Annotated in this window: 17 protein-coding genes; 10 read left to right on the top strand and 7 right to left on the bottom strand. The window is 54.3% G+C overall.

Annotated features, from left to right (window positions below; genetic code table 11):
* Positions 1-31 precede the first annotated feature (31 nt).
* Complete coding sequence (locus COO92_RS15790; protein WP_101303999.1) at positions 32-964, bottom strand: EamA family transporter; 933 nt, start codon at positions 962-964, stop codon at positions 32-34.
* A 118-nt stretch (positions 965-1,082) separates the two neighbouring features.
* The gene (locus COO92_RS15785) at positions 1,083-2,264 is read right to left on the bottom strand and encodes an MFS transporter (protein ID WP_101303637.1); all 1,182 of its coding nucleotides are present in this window, start codon (positions 2,262-2,264) and stop codon (positions 1,083-1,085) included.
* A gap of 158 nt (positions 2,265-2,422) precedes the next feature.
* On the opposite strand from COO92_RS15785, the gene COO92_RS15780 reads away from it, so the two are divergent.
* Positions 2,423-3,349, top strand: coding sequence for a LysR family transcriptional regulator (locus COO92_RS15780; protein ID WP_101303997.1), 927 nt, complete (start codon positions 2,423-2,425; stop codon positions 3,347-3,349).
* A gap of 4 nt (positions 3,350-3,353) precedes the next feature.
* Here the strand turns inward: COO92_RS15780 and COO92_RS15775 are convergent, their stop codons facing one another.
* A complete protein-coding gene (locus tag COO92_RS15775) occupies positions 3,354-4,349 on the bottom strand; it encodes a mitochondrial fission ELM1 family protein (protein ID WP_101303635.1) in 996 nt (331 codons plus the stop codon).
* A gap of 241 nt (positions 4,350-4,590) precedes the next feature.
* Here COO92_RS15775 and COO92_RS15770 point away from each other — a divergent pair, with 241 nt between their 5' ends.
* The 7 genes from COO92_RS15770 (at position 4,591) to COO92_RS15740 (ending at position 13,552) form a co-directional block, all read left to right on the top strand.
* Complete coding sequence (locus tag COO92_RS15770; protein WP_101303995.1) at positions 4,591-6,585, top strand: sensor histidine kinase; 1,995 nt, start codon at positions 4,591-4,593, stop codon at positions 6,583-6,585.
* A 61-nt stretch (positions 6,586-6,646) separates the two neighbouring features.
* Positions 6,647-8,023, top strand: coding sequence for a sigma-54-dependent transcriptional regulator (locus COO92_RS15765; protein ID WP_101303633.1), 1,377 nt, complete (start codon positions 6,647-6,649; stop codon positions 8,021-8,023).
* Between the two features lie 315 nt (positions 8,024-8,338).
* On the top strand, positions 8,339-9,331 hold the full coding sequence (locus COO92_RS15760; protein ID WP_101303631.1) for a TRAP transporter substrate-binding protein: 993 nt from the start codon (positions 8,339-8,341) through the stop codon (positions 9,329-9,331).
* A gap of 41 nt (positions 9,332-9,372) precedes the next feature.
* Positions 9,373-9,939, top strand: coding sequence for a TRAP transporter small permease (locus tag COO92_RS15755; protein WP_101303629.1), 567 nt, complete (start codon positions 9,373-9,375; stop codon positions 9,937-9,939).
* Positions 9,940-9,960: 21 nt separating this feature from the next.
* Positions 9,961-11,370, top strand: a complete 1,410-nt coding sequence (locus tag COO92_RS15750) for a TRAP transporter large permease (RefSeq protein WP_022733447.1) — start codon at positions 9,961-9,963, stop codon at positions 11,368-11,370.
* Between the two features lie 360 nt (positions 11,371-11,730).
* Positions 11,731-13,017 (top strand): multidrug effflux MFS transporter, encoded by a 1,287-nt coding sequence (locus COO92_RS15745; RefSeq protein ID WP_101303627.1) that lies wholly within the window; start codon positions 11,731-11,733, stop codon positions 13,015-13,017.
* A gap of 25 nt (positions 13,018-13,042) precedes the next feature.
* Complete coding sequence (locus tag COO92_RS15740) at positions 13,043-13,552, top strand: DinB family protein (RefSeq protein WP_101303625.1); 510 nt, start codon at positions 13,043-13,045, stop codon at positions 13,550-13,552.
* Positions 13,553-13,561: 9 nt separating this feature from the next.
* Here the strand turns inward: COO92_RS15740 and COO92_RS15735 are convergent, their stop codons facing one another.
* The 3 genes from COO92_RS15735 to COO92_RS15725 all read right to left on the bottom strand — a co-directional run bounded on the left by COO92_RS15735 (position 13,562) and on the right by COO92_RS15725 (position 16,597).
* Complete coding sequence (locus tag COO92_RS15735; RefSeq protein WP_101303624.1) at positions 13,562-14,347, bottom strand: enoyl-CoA hydratase/isomerase family protein; 786 nt, start codon at positions 14,345-14,347, stop codon at positions 13,562-13,564.
* Positions 14,348-14,521: 174 nt separating this feature from the next.
* The gene (locus COO92_RS15730; protein WP_101303622.1) at positions 14,522-16,228 is read right to left on the bottom strand and encodes a SulP family inorganic anion transporter; all 1,707 of its coding nucleotides are present in this window, start codon (positions 16,226-16,228) and stop codon (positions 14,522-14,524) included.
* 78 nt (positions 16,229-16,306) lie between these two features.
* Positions 16,307-16,597, bottom strand: coding sequence for a helix-turn-helix domain-containing protein (locus COO92_RS15725; protein ID WP_101303621.1), 291 nt, complete (start codon positions 16,595-16,597; stop codon positions 16,307-16,309).
* A 258-nt stretch (positions 16,598-16,855) separates the two neighbouring features.
* Between COO92_RS15725 and COO92_RS15720 the strand changes: the two genes are divergently transcribed.
* Positions 16,856-17,545: an orotate phosphoribosyltransferase gene (locus COO92_RS15720; protein WP_028791713.1), complete on the top strand. Its 690-nt coding sequence runs from the start codon at positions 16,856-16,858 to the stop codon at positions 17,543-17,545.
* Positions 17,546-17,638: 93 nt separating this feature from the next.
* Here the strand turns inward: COO92_RS15720 and COO92_RS15715 are convergent, their stop codons facing one another.
* A complete protein-coding gene (locus tag COO92_RS15715; protein WP_101303619.1) occupies positions 17,639-18,259 on the bottom strand; it encodes an NAD(P)H-dependent oxidoreductase in 621 nt (206 codons plus the stop codon).
* 93 nt (positions 18,260-18,352) lie between these two features.
* Between COO92_RS15715 and COO92_RS15710 the strand changes: the two genes are divergently transcribed.
* Positions 18,353-18,976: a TetR/AcrR family transcriptional regulator gene (locus COO92_RS15710; RefSeq protein ID WP_101303617.1), complete on the top strand. Its 624-nt coding sequence runs from the start codon at positions 18,353-18,355 to the stop codon at positions 18,974-18,976.
* Positions 18,977-18,987 lie beyond the last annotated feature (11 nt).

The raw sequence follows: 18,987 nt of genomic DNA, 5'->3' as shown, positions 1-18,987 counted from the left end.
CCTTTTCTGCATTTTGACCTATGCCCGACAATCAGGCTGATTTGCGCAAACTCAGGATCACAATCCCGCTGATCACGACAAGGCCACCCGCCATCTGTATCGGGCTGATCATTTGACCAAGCACCACCCAGGCAAACAGCAATGTCGCAATCGGTTCCATGTTCATCACCGGCGCGTTGCGCGCCATATCAAGACGCGGCACGGAGATGAACAGAACCGAAAACGCCCCACCATAGAGCAAAACCAAGGCCGCCAATCCGAACCAGCCCGGTGTTGCATCAGGCAAGGCCATGCCACCGGGTAAAACATCGCCAAGACCAGCAATGATCATGGAAATAAAAACCACGACCATGGTGAACATTGACCGAACAGACCCGTTCAAGGCCGCAAGTTTATGATCGGTCACCCAAAACGCCACGGACAAGGCGGTCGCCGCCGTCAATGCAAAGGCAATTCCCTGCCACCAGGTTTCACCGACCGAAACGTCACCATCGAGTTTACCGGGCACATCAAGCGCCAAGACCAGCCCCGACAGAATAAACAGCATCAGCGCAGTTGATTTCAGTGTTGGACGCGCGCCCCCTAAACCCCACGTCAGAAGGGCCAGAATGATCGGGAAACTGTTGGCCGTCAGCAACGCCAGTGCAACAGGAATGCGCGCAACCGCCGAATACAGGCACAGGCTTTGGATCGTGATCATCAAGCCCAAAAGAATCTGCCAGCGCACCGAACTTTTCGGCAGACGAATGGAATGGCGTTGTCCGACAACAATCGCGATCAGGATCAATAACGCCACCCCGGACCGGCACAAGATTGCCAACAGCAACCCCGTCCCGTTTTCAAAGGCAAGACGCGCGGCAACGTGGTTCGCGGCAAAACAGCACGCCACAGTCGCCAACAGCAGGATCGCCGTTTTGCGTGGGAAAAGATCAGGTGCAGTCATCGCACCATTGGTCGCAGACATAGGGACAAAACCTGTTTTGTGGGGCACGTGTTCAAACAACGCCAAAACGGCAATTAAAACAAGCCTTTCTGACACCCACCCCATCTGATGCAACAGATGGGGTGGGTGTCAGAAACGGTTATGAGGCCGAAAGAACCGAACTGGCCCGACGATCCAGCGCACCACTAATCCGTGTCAACCCGACAGCAAAGGTAACAAGAATGGCCGCCACCCACGGCGTTGCCGACAGGCCAAGTGACGATGAAACCACCAGCCCGCCAACCCATGCCCCAATGGCAATGCCAAGATTGAACGCCGCAATGTTTAGCGCCGATGCCACATCAACCCCACCCGGGCGATGCAATTTCGCCAGTTGCACAACATAAAGCTGAAGCCCCGGCACACTGGCAAATTGCAAGAAACCAAGGGCCGCCAGTGTCACCAATGCCAGAACCGGCGAGACGGCGGTAAAGGTAAAGACAACCAATGTTGCCGCCTGCAACGCAAACAGCACGCTTAAGGCACGCACCGGATTGCGATCTGCAATACGGCCCCCGGCAAGGTTCCCCACCGCAATCGCCAATCCGTAAAACACCAGTATCAGGCTGACCGATGCCTCGCTAAATCCGGTAATATCCTGCAAAACCGCGGACAGATAAGTAAAGGTCACGAACGTCCCGCCATAGCCAAACGCCGTCATGCCAAACACCAGCAACAAACGACCACTGCCCAGCACGCGGACCTGATCAAGCAACCGTGCAGGTTCCGCACGGGTCAGGTTTGATGGCAACAAAACGGCAATCGCGGCAAAGGCAATCACGCCAAGTGATGCAACACCCCAGAACGTCGCACGCCAGCCAAATAGCTGACCGATGAATGTGCCCAATGGCACGCCGGTGACAATCGCAACCGTCAACCCCATGAACATCATGGCAATTGCCGATGCCCGACGATTTTCCGGCACCAGATCGGCGGCAATCGTCGCCCCGATTGAGAAAAACACACCATGGGCAAAGGCCGAAATTACCCGGGCCACCAACAGCATCTCATAATTCGGGCTGAGTGCGGCGGCTCCATTACCCAACACAAACACCCCCATCAGACCAAGCATCAGAGTTTTGCGCGGCAACCGCCCGGTAAGGGCGGTTAAAACAGGCGCACCAAACGTCACGCCAAGGGCATAGACACTGACGATCAACCCGGCCATCGGCAGCGTAATGGAAAGATCATTTGCCACGGTCGGCAACAAGCCAACAACGACAAACTCCGTTGTCCCGATTGCATAGGCCGCAATCGTCAACGCAAATAAAGCAAGCGGCATTTTCATTCTCCGGCCCGCGCGCACTACGCTGCGGGCTAAAAAGGTGATGGGGCATTCGACCCCGTCCATTGCCGCCCAATATGACGATGGAATGGTTGCGCGATAATCGGGAATGCGCGACAAATGCCTTTGAATTGAATTCAAAGGCGGAGGATCAGTTGGATAATCGTGCAGGGGAAATGGAAGCCTTCATTCGGGTGGCCGAACTCAAAAGCTTTTCCGAAGCCGGGCGCAAACTGCATCTGTCGCCATCCGCCGTCAGTAAGCTTGTCACGCGCATCGAAGACCGATTGTCGACCCGCTTGATCGTGCGGTCCACTCGTGGCCTTCAACTCACGCCAGAAGGCGACATGTATCTGGTGCGGGCACGCCGTGTTCTTGATGAAATCGACGATGCCGAACGTGCGGTTGCCAGTGGCGGCAAGGCCGCACCAAGTGGCCGTTTGCGCGTCAATGCGTCGATTGCCTTCGGGCTGATGTATGTGCAGCCACTGATCCCGGCCTTTCTGGAACGCTATCCAGACGTCGAACTGGATTTTTCACTGACCGACGGAATTATTGATTTGCTCGAAGAACGGGCCGATATCGCCATCCGATCGGGGGCACTGCCCGACTCATCGCTTAAGGCCCGCAAACTGATCGAAAGCCACCGCATGGTCGTGGCATCCCCCGACTATATTGCCAAGCACGGTTTGCCACATCATCCCGACGATCTTGTGAACCATAATTGTCTGCGGTTTAACTTCCCCCTGCCCTTGAATGAATGGTCATTTCGCAGCCCCGAAACAGGCGACAGGCTCAAGCGCACCATATCGGGGAATTTCATGTGCGATAACGGCCCGACAATGCGGCGCATGTGCCTTTCCGGGCTTGGCTTGGCCAGACTGGGACGTTTCCACATTCAGGCTGATATTAAGGCCGGGAATTTGGTCGAAATCCTGTCAGACTGGACGCCACAGGACGAACAACTCATTCATGCGATGTTTGCCGGCCACGAACATCTTGCCACGCGCATCCGCGCCTTTATCGACTTTCTGGTCGATCACATCGACCCGATGGGAAATGGTCTGCGTCACCCAGATTAACGGATCAGGATACCGGCGCACTTAGCAATTCAAGACACCGCTGGGCAACCGCGCGTGCGGGCTGCAACGATGGATGTTTGAATGGGACGAGTTCGGTACTATCAAGCAACGGTCGGGCATATTGCCCGTCATATAACGCCTGATGTAGACGTTGATGCCGTATCGCCGCCAGTCCTTGCGGCGCATAGATATAAACGCCCCCCGGTGCGGCGGCGGCTTCACAACACATCGAAACCGAATCACCTGTTACGATCAAGACATCGGCCAGTGCGAGATACCCGAAATACGGATTTTCGGCATCCGATGTCCAGTCATGCAAATGATACGAAATCCCCGACTGCGCCAACCGGTCGGCAATCAGTTGTTCGTTTTCGCGCCCGGTGCGTCGGCTTGTCGTCACCAGAAGGCTACCGTCAACAGCCTTCGCCGCATCAATTGCGTGTGAAATCAGATCATCGGCCATGTCTGCGGTAAACGTCGTTTTCTTTGAACTGCCGCCAACAATCACGGCAAACCGGGGACCGGGCAAACCTTTGAAATGGCTGCGCCAATTATCGGCTTCGATCAAAAGACGCGTTTCCGTGATCCGATGCGGCGCACCGGGAATTTCCAAAACGTTTTCACGCGCAGGCATCTGGTCATGGGCCGGAACGGCAATCAGATCAAAATCCTTTTCACCACTATCAGGGCGCATGATTTGACAAATTCGGGTGTGACCGCGGCTTTGCTTTTTGATCCAGCGGGCAACAGGGGCCGTTCGGCGCCCGGCCGCAATGACAAGATCGGGCCAGGGTGTGGTCAAACGCGCACGCGTTCCGTCATCCACACCAAGCAAACTCGCACCACGCAGGATGTTGGGCAGCCGGGCCAGCTTTGTATATTCGATATCAACCCGCTTGAATGGCTGTGCCAGCGCTTCGGCAACGCCGATTGCCTGATTGATGTTTCCGGCCCGATCATCGGCCAGAACCCAAATCAGGTGTGTGTCTTGTTCGCTCATTCAAGGGGAACTTTCTTGATACGGTAAACGGCTTTTTGATCTTGGCGGATGCCAAACCTGCTTTCAAACCGTGCTGACCAGCATAGTCGCGTCCTTGATAGGTACAATCTGATCAAGCGATTATCAAGCGTCAGGCCGAACTTGTGAAATTTCATCTGGGAATTGAAATGAATTTGTAATTTAATCCTCCGGAACCACCTATCCTTAAGTGGTGGATGATCGTAAAAATGAATGGGTGGAAATGCTAAGAACATCAGTCTCGGTCAAACGCACATCGCGTGCTGTTCTTTGCATATTGCTGCTGTTGCTGCCTGTAACGGTTTGGACTGTGACAGAGTTCTGGCGCGAAACCCGCCTTGTCGATATAGCACAGGATGGCCGCAACAAACTGGAATTGTATCGCTCCAACCTTCAAGGCGCGATCAAGGAACACGAATATCTGCCGATCACGCTGGCTTCTGATAACCGCATCCTCAACCTTGCCACCTTTGCCGATCCCGCCAATGCCGCACAGGTAAATGTCTATTTGGAAAAACTTGCTGCCGACAGTGGCGCATCCGACATTTATTTCATGAACCGTGACGGCACGACCATTGCGGCCAGCAACTGGAACAGTGACGCGTCCTTTATCGGGCGGAATTTCTCCTTCCGGCCCTATTTTCAGCAAGCACGCCGTGGCGAAACCGGCCATTACTTTGCCTTTGGCATAACATCGAACGTTCCGGGCTACTATATTTCCCATCCGGTGCGCTCCGATGGTGTGACGTTTGACGGGGCGATGGTTGTTAAAACCCACCTTGATACATTGCTGCAGCGCTGGACCAAGGGTGGAGAAAGCGTGCTTGTCACGGATGAAAACGGCGTCGTCATCATATCAGCACGTCCGGAATGGCGTTTTCGCACCCTCGAAGACCTGCCCGCCAAAAATCGTCCGCGCATCATCGCATCGCGTAAATACGGCGATTCTCCACTTGACCTGATGCCTCTGACCGACGGGCAATGGCCCAAGGGCGATGAACTTTCTGTTCTGACGTTGTCGACCATTCCCAAAGACCTGTCTGACATGCCACCAGCGGAGCGTGCGGAAAAAGCAGAACCATCGTCAACAAAGACCAACCTAGGCAAGACGACATATCTCGCGACCAGCAGTTCCCTTCCCAAGCAAGGGTGGCGGATGTTTCTTTTGACCGACAAGTCGGTTCTGGATCGCTCAACGCTTAGTGCCGGACTAATGGCCGGGGCCGCCCACGTCATCTTTGCCGGGCTGGTTTTCATCATCCTGCAACGCCGTCGCACGATGCTTGAACAACTTGAAATCCGTGATTGGTCACAGCGCGAACTTGAACGCCAGGTCCGGCTTCGCACCGCCGACCTTATGAGCACCAACTTGCGTCTGGCACAGGAAATCAATGAAAGGTCACGTACCGAAGATGCCCTACGATCCGCCCAAACCGAATTGGTCCAGACAAGCAAACTGGCCGCCCTTGGCCAAATGTCGGCGGGCATTGCCCATGAAATCAATCAACCGCTGACTGCCATTCGCAGTTATGCGGAAAATGCGTTGAAATTCATATCGCGCGGCAACAGCGATACGGCCAACCGGAACCTGCAACGCATTTCCGAACTGACAGACCGCATGGGCCGGATCACAAGCAACCTTAAAACCTTTGCCCGCCGTCCCGAACAGGACAATCAGCCGGTTGATGTCCATGAACAAATGCAAAAGGCCATTGACCTGATACTTGAAACCGGTCGCACTGGCGCATCAAACATCGTGCTCAGCTACGCCCCGGACTTAAAACCCGTCATTGCAGAACCCAACCAGCTCATTCAGGTCTTTACCAACATCCTCAATAATGCCGCCGATGCCTGCCCGAGTGATGAAGACGCAAAAATCGAAGTCCACATCACCAAGGGCGACGACCGCCTGCTGGTCAGCATCAAGGACAATGGGCACGGCATCCTGCCCGAAAATCTGCCCAAACTGTTTGACCCGTTCTTCACCACCAAGCCATTCGGCGACGGGTTGGGGCTGGGGTTGTCGATCTGCTATGGCATCATCCGAAGCTTTGGCGGCACCATTCGTGCGAAAAACCGCCCAAATGGCGGTGCATCCTTTATCATCGAACTTCGTTACGATGCGGTCACCGCCGACAGTGGCGATAACTGGCACTCGACGCAAAACGCTTCGACTGATAAACAGATCGAAACTCCGCATCAATCGGAGAGTTCATAACAGATCACGCATTGGATATGCCTTGGCCGCGTGATCTTTGAAACGGATCGAAGGAAAGCCAGTGCAAACCACCGCCCATTGCGTTCTGTTTGTTGATGATGATGCCGATGTGCGAGAAGCCGCACAGCAGACACTCGAACTGGCAGATATCCGGGTTGAGGTCTTTGCCGATGCGCTATCCGCCCTTGCCCGACTGCGCAAAGGCTGGTCGGGCGTTGTCGTCTCTGACATCCGAATGCCCAAAATGGATGGTCTGGAATTTTTGACCGAAGCCCGCAAAATTGACGGCGAAATGCCCATCGTCATGATTACCGGACATGGTGACATCGCAACCGCTGTCCGCGCCATGCATGACGGGGCCTTTGATTTCATTGAAAAACCGTTTGATCCCGATCTTTTTATCGACATCACCAAACGCGCCATCAGCCACCGCAAACTGGTGCTGGAAAACAGAACGCTTAAGGTCGAACTGGCCCGCCACAGCAAAAATGTATCGGGCTTCATCGGTCAAAACCCGGCGATGGAAAAACTGCGCACCCTGATTGGTAATGTCGCATCGACCAATGCACATGTGCTGATCAATGGTGAAACCGGTTCTGGCAAGGAAGTCATCGCACGCAACCTGCATGAAATGTCGGGGCGCAGCGGTCCGTTTGTTGCCGTGAATTGCGGGGCAATGCCCGAACAACTCATTGAATCTGAACTGTTTGGCCACGAGGCCGGGGCTTTTACCGGGGCGGATCACAAACGCATCGGAAAATTCGAATTTGCCGACAAGGGCACCATGTTTCTTGATGAAATCGAAAGCATGCCGCTCGCCCTTCAGATCAAGCTTTTGCGGGTTTTACAGGAACGCGCCCTTGAACGGCTGGGCTCAAACCGCGTCCAGCCGATTGATCTGCGCGTCGTTGCCGCCACCAAAATTGATCTGCGCGATGCCGCCTCACGCGGGGAATTTCGCGAAGACCTCTATTACCGCCTGAACGTCGTGCAACTTCATATCCCGCCGCTTCGCGATCGTAAGGACGACATTCCATTGTTGTTTGAACATTTTGCCCGCGATGCCGCCAATCGATTTGACCGTCCGACAAAACCGATCACCCCGGCCGAACAGGCAACATTTAACGCCCATGACTGGCCGGGAAATGTGCGCGAATTGCGCAATGCCGCCGAACGCCGGGTCCTGGGGCTTGATCCACTGGCCAACGGCAAGGACGACAGCAACTCGGAAATTGCATCCCTGCCCCAACAGGTCGATGCCTTTGAAAAAGGTGTGATTTGCGAAGCCCTGCGTGAACATGGCGGCAATGTCACTGCAACGGTCATGACCCTTGGCCTGCCGCGCAAGACATTCTATGACAAATTGACAAAATACGGCATTACCCCCGCTGATTTCAGAAAACCCCGCAGTTCCACCGATGCAGAACCCGCCCGATAAGGCGGGTTTTTGTTTATCCCAGTCCATCCACATCATCGCAGAAATACGCACACATCACCCCCAACTTACGTGTGTGGATTTTCACACACTCGTGAAATTTGATGTGCGAAATCCCCAACAAAAACAGTCACTTATGCTGCATCGCACACTTGCATCAATGCCCCTAACCGGTTGTTTTCATGCAGTTTATAGGCAACCGTAAAAACTGGCCCGCGCCTTGCTGATAAGAGGCCAGCGCCGCACGGCGTTTCAAAACGACGCCGACAAAAGGCGCGCTACCGGGAAAACGCACAAAACTTATAGGGAGACATTTTGATGCGTCTTATCAGCAAGAAAATCCTCGCAGCCAGTGTTGCAACGGCCGCAATCCTTGGCATGAACGGCATGGCATCCGCACAGGAAGTCATCAAGTTTGCCCATGTGGTCGCGCCGAACACCCCCAAAGGCAAGGGTGCGGAATTCTTTAAAAAACGCGCCGAGGAACTCCTTGGCGACAAAGTTAAAATTGAAATTTACCCGAACTCGCAGCTGTTTGATGACAGCAAGGTTCTTGCCGCCATCCTGCGGGGTGATGTTCAGTTCGGCGCACCGTCGCTGGCGAAATTTGGCAAATGGACCAAAAAGCTTCAGGTCTATGACCTTCCGTTCCTGTTTAAAGACATGGATGCTGTTTCCTGCTTCCAGAACGGTGAAAAAGGTCAGGAACTTCTGGGCGCCATGTCCGACAAGGGTTTGACCGGTGTTGGCTATTGGCACAACGGCCTCAAACAGCTTTCGGCCAACAAGCCACTCAACAATCCTGCCGATGCCGAGGGCCTGAAATTCCGTATTCAGTCGTCTGACGTAATCGCTGCACAGTTCGAAGCCGTCGACGCGGTGCCACAGAAAATGGCGTTCTCGGAAACCTATTCCGCCCTGCAAACGGGTGTTGTTGATGGTCAGGAAAACACCTGGTCGAACATCTATTCGAAGAAATTCTTCGAAGTTCAGGATTACATCACCGAATCAAACCATGGCCTTCTGGACTACATGGTCGTCACCTCGACCAAATGGTGGGACGGTCTGGACCCGGAAATCCGTGATGGTCTGACCCAGGCCATGAACGAAGCATCCGATTACGCCAATGACCTGTCGGCTGAACTGACCGCCGAACAGCGTCAGGCCGTCATTGATTCGGGTGAAACCGAAGTTCTGCAGCTGTCCGGTGACGATTTCTCCGCATGGCAGGAAGCTGTCAAACCGGTTTGGGCGGAATTCTCCGACGACATCGGTCAGGACATCATCGACGCGGCGGCTGCGTGTAACTAATCCGTTCTTCTTTCCCTACATTTGGAAAAGGGCCGTTTCTGATGATTTCAGCGGTCGTTACCCGGCTGGAGGAGGGCTTAATTGCCCTCCTGCTCGCCGCCATGACGTCACTTACCTTTGTGAATGTCGTCATGCGCTACGTGTTTAATTCCGGCCTGACATGGGCTCTGGAAATCACCGAATTCCTGTTTGCCTGGCTGATCCTGTTTGGCATGTCCTATGGGGTGAAGGTTGGATCGCATATCGGGGTAGATGCGCTTGTGCGCCTGTTCCCCGATAAGGTCCAGCGCGTCATTGGCCTTATCGTTGTTGGCGCAGGCATCCTTTATTCAAGCTGGCTGATCATTGGCGGGTGGGAACTCGTCAGCTTCAACCACATGCTTGAGATGGAGGCCGAAGACAGCCCGGTCATGCTGTGGTTCGTCTATCTGATCATGCCGGTTGGTGCCACCCTTTTGGCGTTCCGTCTGGCACAGGTTGGCTGGCGGATCATTACCGGCAAGCAGGTTGGTTTCAATCTGGCTGACGAAGCCCGCGAAGCGATTGATCAGATTGCCCCCAATGGCAGTGACGATGATCAAAATGCTTCTGCCAAGTCTAAATCATAAGTCAGGCGGGGACACAAAATCATGACAATTGCATTCCTGTTTATCCTGCTGTTCGGCTTGATGGCATTGGGCGCACCGATTGCCATTTCACTTGGCGTGTCGTCGCTTGCGACCATTATGCTGTTTGGCGATGACAGCCTTGCCACATTGGCAGAAAAGCTGTTTGGCGGGATGGAACATTACACCCTTCTTGCCATCCCTTATTTCATTCTGGCATCGGCGTTTTTATCGACCGGTGGTGTCGCGCGTCGTCTGATCCGCTTTGCCATTGATACGGTCGGCTGGTTCCCTGGTGGTCTTGCCATGGCATCGGTTCTGGCCTGTATGCTGTTTGCCGCCGTTTCCGGCTCCAGCCCGGCCACGGTTGTTGCCATCGGCTCCATCGTGATCGCCGGGATGGTGCGCGCGGGCTATCCGCAAAGCTTTGCGGCTGGTGTGATTTGTAATGCCGGAACACTTGGCATTCTGATCCCGCCATCGATCGTTATGGTGGTTTATGCCGCCGCGACCGAGGTTTCGGTTGGCCGCATGTTCCTTGCCGGGGTGATCCCGGGCATAATGGTCGGCCTGATGTTGATGATTGCGATTTACATCGTCGCACGCGTCAAAAAACTGCCAAGCCAGCCACGCCCGACCCTTGGCGAATGGGGTCGTGCATTGCTGTCGGCATCTGGTGGACTTTTCCTTGTAGTACTGATCATGGGCGGTATTTACGGTGGTGTTTTCACCCCGACCGAGGCCGCCGCCGTTGCAGCCTTCTATGCCATGATCGTTGCCGTGGTATTTTACCGCGACATGGGCCCGATCAAGGAACAGTCATGGGTGCCTGAAAACGGCAACACCGGTTTTGGCAGCCTGCTTGCCTATAACCTGCCGAAAATGGGCAAAGCAATCGCACTGATCCCGTTTGACAAGGACATCCGTCAGGTCCTGCTTGAAGCAGGAAAAGTCACGATCATGCTGATGTTCATCATCGCCAATGCGATGCTGTTCGCCCATGTTCTGACCTCGGAACGTATTCCTCATACCATTGCTGGAACCATTATCGACTGGGGACTTCCGGCATGGGGCTTCCTGATTGTTGTCAATATCGTGCTGCTGATTGCCGGGAACTTTATGGAACCGTCCGCGATCCTTTTGATCATGGCACCGATCCTGTTCCCGATTGCCATGCAGCTTGGCATCGATCCAATCCATCTGGGCATCATCATGGTGGTCAATATGGAAATCGGCATGATCACCCCGCCGGTTGGATTGAACCTGTTTGTGACATCCGGGATCACGGGCATGCCGTTGCTCAAGGTTGTAAAGGCGGCATTGCCGTGGTTGATGATCCTTCTCGGCTTCCTGATCCTGATCACCTATGTTCCGGTCATCTCGACCTGGTTGCCAAATACATTGATGGGTCCTGAACGGATCATGACCCATTGATCGGGTGAGCTGATCTGCAATTCAAATTGCCAAATACATTGTAACGCAAAGGGCGGCATTCCAACGGATGCCGCCCTTTGCGCGTTTACGATCAATGGCCTGCATGGCTGCCATACTGCTGTTCATATCTACCATCTCTGGAAAGAACGGTTTTTTTGTGGATAATGAAGGACTTGAATCGTTTCAGGTTGCTGGTGCCCTATAATTTCCAGAGCCCCACACCACAGTCACCATCGTCCTGCCTGCCTCAGGCTGACGGCATTCGCAACGTCCTCCGTTGGCAAGTTGAAATCATGCTCTGATCTGGACATCGGGAAACCTGCTCTCCACCTGCCACCTCATGAAACGGAATGGAATGATATGGCCAGCAACGCGCCAAACACCGAGTTAAACCCAAAACGTCTGGCATTGTTGCTGGCGGCGTTGATTGCGACGGCCCCGTTCGCAATTGATACCTATCTGCCAGCAATCCCCGCCATGGCGGATGATTTTGGCGCGACAACCCACGCGGTTGAGGTCTCCATCAGTACGTTTCTTATCGGGTTTGCCTTGGGCCAGTTGATTGGCGGACCGGTGTCTGACCGTATTGGCCGTCGCCCCATCGCACTCACCGGGCTTGTTGTTTACATCATCACCAGTGCGATCATCACCAGCGTTGAAAGTTCCACCGCCCTGAATGTCATGCGGTTTATTCAGGCGATTGGTGGTGGCTTTGCCCTTGTGGTCGTCGGCGCATCGGTGCGTGATCTGTACGACGGCAAGGAAGCCGCGCGCATGTTCGCGCTGATTGCCGTGATCATGATGATTGCCCCGCTTGTCGCGCCAACCGTCGGATCGGTTCTTCTGGTCTGGTTTAACTGGCAGGCGATCTTTGTTTTATTGGTGATCTATGGCAGCGTTATGCTGTTTGTCGTCTGGTTCAAAATGCCCGAAACCACCAAATATCGCCCCCGCTATGCCGGACCCGCACGGCGCATCTGGTGGACATATCTTGGGGTTTTGCGTACGCGCAAGGCAGTTGGTTTTATGCTGACCCACACAGGTGCCAGTGCGGTGATGTTTAGCTTCCTGACCGACAGCCCGTTTATGTATATCGACTTTTTCGGCGTATCCCCGGCGGTCTTCCCCTATCTGTTTGGCTGTAATGTTGTTGTGATCGTGATTTGCAACCGGCTGAACAATCCATTGCTGCGCCGTCTTGAATGTCATCAAATTCTGATGATTGGTTCTGGCATCCAGCTTGCCAGCGTCATTGGATTGTTCTTTGCAATCAACGTGTTTGAGCCGACACTTTATAGTGTCGTGCCATTGGTGATGCTGTCAGTTGGCATGATCGGGTTGACAGCCCCCAACGCCACCGCATCCTTCATGCAGTATTTCCCCCATATCGGTGGCACGGCCACGGCCTTGATGGGCACCATTCAGTTTGCCACCGGTGCGGTTGCCGGGATGTTGATTGGGCATTTTCATGACGGCACGCTCTTGCCCGTCACCATTTCAATGCTCTGTTTTGCGATTTTTGCCAATCTGATGGTGCATTTCGTGGCCGAGGCGAAACTGCCCGAAGTTGCCTATGACTTTAACGCGCCAAACACGCCAAACACGCCAGAACCCAAAACAGAAACCAAACCGGTATCCGCAGAATAACCCGCCCCACAGGAGCCCCACGCACATGGCGAAAATGACGTTTGATGATTACGGCCATGTGATGGCCCGCTACAACCGCTGGCAAAATGACGTTCTGTTTAAGCTTTGTGATCAGATCGGGGATGAGGAACGCCGCCGAGATCGCGGCATGTTTTTCAAATCAATTCATGCAACTCTGAACCACCTGGTCCATATCGACATCCGCATTCTGGGCATCATGAAAACCGGTGAGGCCCCGGTGTATGATGCGCATGGCACGGTTGCCGATGATTTCGATACCCTGCGCCAAGCACGCCGTGACCTTGATGCAGAGATCGAAGCATTTGTCACATCCGATGATCACGACTGGCAGGACGGGTTTCGCGAATTCACCGGGGTTGACGGCATCACCCGCAATTTGCCCCGCCCACTGTTTCTGATCCAGTTTTTCAATCACCAAACCCACCACAGATCCCAGATCACCAGCGAACTGCATAAGATGGGCCTTGATTACGGCATCACCGATGTGCCGCTGACGCCGGACCTTCCGCTTTGATGGGTCGGTCTATTTGCCGCTAAACACCGCTTTGCGCTTTTCAAGAAACGCGGTGTAACCTTCCTTGAAATCCGCACTGTCAAAGGCGCGGTATCCATCGTCAAATTCACGCGCATCAATCGCCCCGCCTTGACGCAGCCGGTTGATCATTTTTTTGTGCAGACGTTGGGTGATCGGCGCACCGCCAGCAATACGGTTTGCGGTTGTCGCCACTTCGCCGTCAAAATCAGCAATCGGCACATGGCGGGCAACAAAGCCGATTTCACGCGCACGTTCGGCACCAAACATCTGTCCTTCAAGCAGGATTTCAAACAGGGCCGCCTCGCCCAGCAAATCCAGCATAATTTGCAATTCCGGATACCCAAGTGTTGCGCCCAGTTTCATCGGCGGCACAGCAAATTTGGCGCTGTCGGCGGCAATGCGCAAATCACACACGGCGGCCAAAACAAACGATGCCCCCATGCACGGCCCGTCAATCGCGGCAATCACTGGATGCGTGCAGGACTGAATGGCTTGCAGGGCTTCGGCATGCAGCATTCCGTAATCGCGCGCCTTTTCAAATCCGGCCCGTTCGCGCACAAACTCATGAATGTCCGCCCCGGCGCCAAAACCAACGCCGTCGCCCCCGCGAATGACCACACAGCGCAAATCCATATCATCAGATAATTCCTGTGCAATGCGCGCCAATGTGCCCCACATCGGTTTGGTCAGGGCATTTTTACGTTCCGGTTGGCAAATGGTGATGGTCGCAACACCGCCATTGGTATCCACAACAAGTCCGGTTTCCTGCGCCATCGTCCTGCCTTTCAAATCAACAAATCGGTATTCATATACCAAATAACGCCCAAACCCCTATTTGCCAATACTTTAGGCATGAATCCCCCAGCAAACGCGACAAATCTGGCTGATCTTGCTTGTGTCGGCTATGCCGTCATATGGACGGTAATATTGAATGTGAGGCGCCCACCTTTACCCCCGTACGCTGCCCACAGCCTTTTCAATCGTGTGTTCGTACTGCACCAATGGCGGCTTGATGCCATGGGCAAACAGTTCCCGTCGCACGTCGTGGGATGTTCCGGTCAATATTACCTGCACACCGCGCCCATCGGCCTTGCTGGCAAGACTGGCCAGCGTATTGGCCGCTGTAGAGTCCAGAAACGGCACGGCGGCGAAATCAATGATCAAGGCCCGATGAATATCGCCAATCTGGTCAAGCACCGAACCGATCGAAGCCGCCGCCCCAAAAAAGAACACGCCCGAAATCCGGTATACAATAATACTGGAATCAGTTGCGGGTGCGACATCCGATGATATCGGAGCCCCCGCCTTTCGATCAGCCTGATCTTCAGAAACAAACGGCGTATGGCTTGCAATGGCGGTGGTTTTTGACATGCGCTGGATAAACAGCACCGCGCCTAAGGCAAAGCCAACCACGATGGCCTCCATCAGATCGCGGAAGATCGTTAAAAGGAATGTCGCCATCAGGACCGCCGCATCCCCGCGCGAGGCCCGCAAAAGCGTGGCAAAGGCATGTCTTTCAATCATGTTCCACGCCACAACCGCCAGCACCCCGGCCAAACAGGCCAGCGGGATGAAACTTGCCAGCGGTGCGGCAATCAAAATGAACATCAACAAAAACAGCGCATGAAGTATTCCGGCAATCGGTCCATGGGCGCCTGCGCGAATATTGGTTGCCGTGCGCGCAATCGTGCCGGTCACGCAAATCCCGCCAAACAGGCCTGACGCAATATTGGCAACCCCTTGGGCCACCAATTCGCAGTTGGAACGATGTCGCCGTCCGGTCATGCCATCGGCCACAACGGCCGACAGCAGCGATTCAATCGCGCCAAGCAACGCAAAAGCAATCGCATTGGGGATCACCGCCTGGACCTTATCGATTGAAAATGCAGGCAAAGACGGAAGTGGAAATTCACTTGGAATACCACCAAACATGCTGCCAATCGTCGAGACCTGAAAGTCAAACGCGATGGTCACAATGGCTGTGCCAGCCACCGCAATCAGCATGCCTGGCCAATGCGGCCGCAACCGTTTTAGTCCAACAATCACAACAATCGTTCCGCCTGACAGCATCACCGTGATCGGATCAATGCTCGGCAGTGCCGCCCAGATTACCGGCAGTTTTTCAAGCAACGGCCCCGGCTCTGGCCCAAACAGGGTCAAGCCCAGCAAATCCTTGATCTGGCTGGAGAAAATGATCACAGCAATGCCAGCGGTAAAGCCAACCGTCACCGGATAGGGAATGAACTTGATATAGGTGCCGAGCTTCAATCCGCCGACTCCCATCAGGATGAAGCCCGACATGATCGTCGCGATAATCAGCCCGTCGATGCCATGCATCTGAACAGTGCCAGCCACCAAAACGATAAAGGCCCCTGCCGGTCCACCAATCTGAAACCGGCTCCCACCAAGCAGCGACACCAGAATCCCGCCAACGACGGCAGTATAAAGCCCCTGTGCCGGGGATACCCCCGATGCAATCGCAATCGCCATAGACAGCGGCAGGGCGACAATTGCCACCGTCAGTCCGGCAATCGCATCTGCCCGCAATTGCGCAAGCCCATATCCCTCGCGCAGGACGGTAACAAGCTTCGGGGTAAAAAGATCAACATATCCGGGGTCGGAAATCGTCTTGGTTCTGGTCGTTTCAGTTTTCATTTTGTCCGGCGGCCTTGTGAAAAGGCGGCGGGATCGTCGGCAAGTGTCGGCGGTCTCCGTCGCAAGTGATGTTGCGTTTTATTCTTCGTCCTGTTTGGTCGTGTTTTCGGCGGGACGTATTGCAGGATCCTTCAGGCGCACACCTCGGCCCGTCGAGATACTTTGCACGTTATCCCCGATCAGCTCGATCCCGGCACGATCAAGCGCCTCGACAACCTTAGCCAGCGTATCGACCACACCGCGCACATTGCCCTTGCTGGCCTCCATTCGCTGAATGGTCGGCACCGAAACCCCGGCCATTTCAGCCAGTGTTTTTTGATCAATGCCCAACAGGGCCCGCGCCGCGCGCATTTGTCCTGCGGTAATCATAAAGCAAACCCTTTATTGGAACCGAACCAAAGCCTAACAAAACGCATCTAAAACTTCAATTATGATATTTGAGATATCACTTATGATACCTTATACCTTCATTTCACAATTCACGCCGCGCTCATTCTTTGCCAATTCTCGTTTTCGCCGCGCCGCAGCCCCAATCCTGACCACCCGGACAGCGGCTTTTCTTTGCGCTTTTTGGCCAAAAGCGTTATGAGGTCGGCAAATCTTCGAGCCAAAGAGGGTAAAGCTGCCATGACCACCCCATCGCCGACCGCGCATTGTTCCTATGCTGCCAAAACCGTTGCCAAGATTTTGCTCGATATCGGAGCGGTTAATTTCCGCCCGGAAGAAGCCTATATCCTGACATCTGGCTGGGCCAGCCCGGTTTATATCGACTGCCGCAAACTGATTTCATTCCCGCGCGCACGCCGCAAGGTGATTGAGCTTGCCGCCCGTCAGGTTTCTGACAAAGCGGGTTACGAGGCATTTGATGCCGTCGCCGGTGGTGAAACAGCGGGTATCCCTTATTCCGCATGGCTGGCCGATGTAATGGACCTGCCGATGCAGTATGTTCGCAAAAAACCCAAAGGGTTCGGTCGCAAGGCCCGCATCGAAGGCGACATCCACGAAGGTCAGCGCGTTCTTCTGGTCGAAGATCTGGCTACCGATGGTGCCTCGAAAGTCAATTTCGTCAATGCCATCCGGGACGCCGGTGGGGAATGCAAACACGCCTTTGTCGTGTTCTTCTATGACATCTTCGAAGGTGCGCTTGAAGAACTGCGCAAAGACGACATCGAAATGCATTACCTTGCCACCTGGGCGGACGTTCTGGCCGTTGCCGAAGAAGGCGAATATTTCAGTCAAGACGCCATCGAAGGGGTGCGCTCGTTCCTTGCTGATCCGATTGGCTGGTCCAAGGCACATGGCGGCAAGCACGACTAAGCGAAGCCAAACAGCACACATTCAAACGCCCGCCAGATTTTGGCGGGCGTTTTGTTTTTCACCTTGTGACGGCCAGGATAAAAGAACCGGGATTTATCCCGCCATATCCAGATCAGGTTGAACAACCTTGGCCGGGATCGCCGCACCAAGATCACGCGCCGTTTTAAAATGCGCGACCGGATCATTGCCATCGGCCAGCAACATCAATTCGGATGACGCGACCTCAACGCCGCAATAATCAAAAATGCCCTGATGGATTTGCAGCTTCATTGCGCCGAAATACCCATGCCGGGCAAATGTGCCCAAACCGGCACCGCCAATGGCGACAAGATGAACCTTCAAATGAGTCAGCTTTTTAATGACCTTTTCGCCGTCTATGTCCTCATAGGCCCAGCCATTGGTAAACACACGGTCAATCCACCCTTTCATGATGGCGGGTATCGACCACCAATAGATCGGAAAAACCAGAACCAGCGTATCGGCACGGTCGATCCTCTGTTGTTCGGCGATGACGTCATCGGGATAAGGCGTGATAAGGCCAAACCCCGCGACATCGCCCAAACTGAACCGCGGATCAAATCCCTCTGCCGTAAGGTCGGCAAGTTCGAAACTGTGGTCCGAACCGGCATCTTCGATGCCCTTGCCGATATGACTGGCAACAGCATGGGTAAACGAACCGGTATTTGGATGTGCAACAACCACAAGTGCGTGCATGACAGATCTCCTTCTTAACCGATTGCCTCGGGGTGGCAATCTCTATATACTTTTAGTAAGTTACTTTCCGTAAGTTACGTTTGGTATATAGAGATGTCAAGCATCAGCGCAAATAATTCTCCAACCCGCCACAAACCGCGCAAACGGCTCTCGCGGGAGGATCGGTACCGTCAACTTGTTGATGTCGCGTGGCAAATGGTGCGTGGGCAAGGAACCGAGGCACTCAGCCTTGGGTCCCTTGCCGAGCAGGCCGGTGTGACCAAGCCGGTTGTCTATGATCATTTTGGCACCCGATCGGGATTGCTGATCGCCCTGTATCAGGATTACGATATGCGCCAGTCCGCCGTGCTTGACGCTGCCCTTCAGGCAAGTGCGCCCAGCCTGAACGATAAGGCGGCGGTGATTGCATCATCTTATGTTGATTGCGTATTGTCTCAGGGGCGTGAAATATCAGGTGTCATTTCCGCACTTGCCGGGTCGCCAGAGCTTGAGCAGGTGAAACGCGACTACAACCTTCTGTTCCTTGAAAAATGCCGCGATATTCTTGCCCCTTTTTGTGCCAGCGGCACCGTATCAACGGTCAGCCTGTGGGGGTTCCTTGGCGCGGCAGAGGCCCTGTCCTACGCGGCGGCAACCGGTGAAATCACACAGGAACAGGCGAAAAACGAACTTTTTGACACCATTGTCGCCATGGTGGCACGACACGTATCCGACTGACATAACAGGCA

Source organism: Thalassospira lohafexi, assembly GCF_002844275.1.
Taxonomy (GTDB): Bacteria; Pseudomonadota; Alphaproteobacteria; order Rhodospirillales; family Thalassospiraceae; genus Thalassospira; species Thalassospira lohafexi.
The sequence above is the reverse complement of the archived record's forward strand: the minus strand, read 5'-3'. Positions and strand labels throughout refer to the sequence as shown.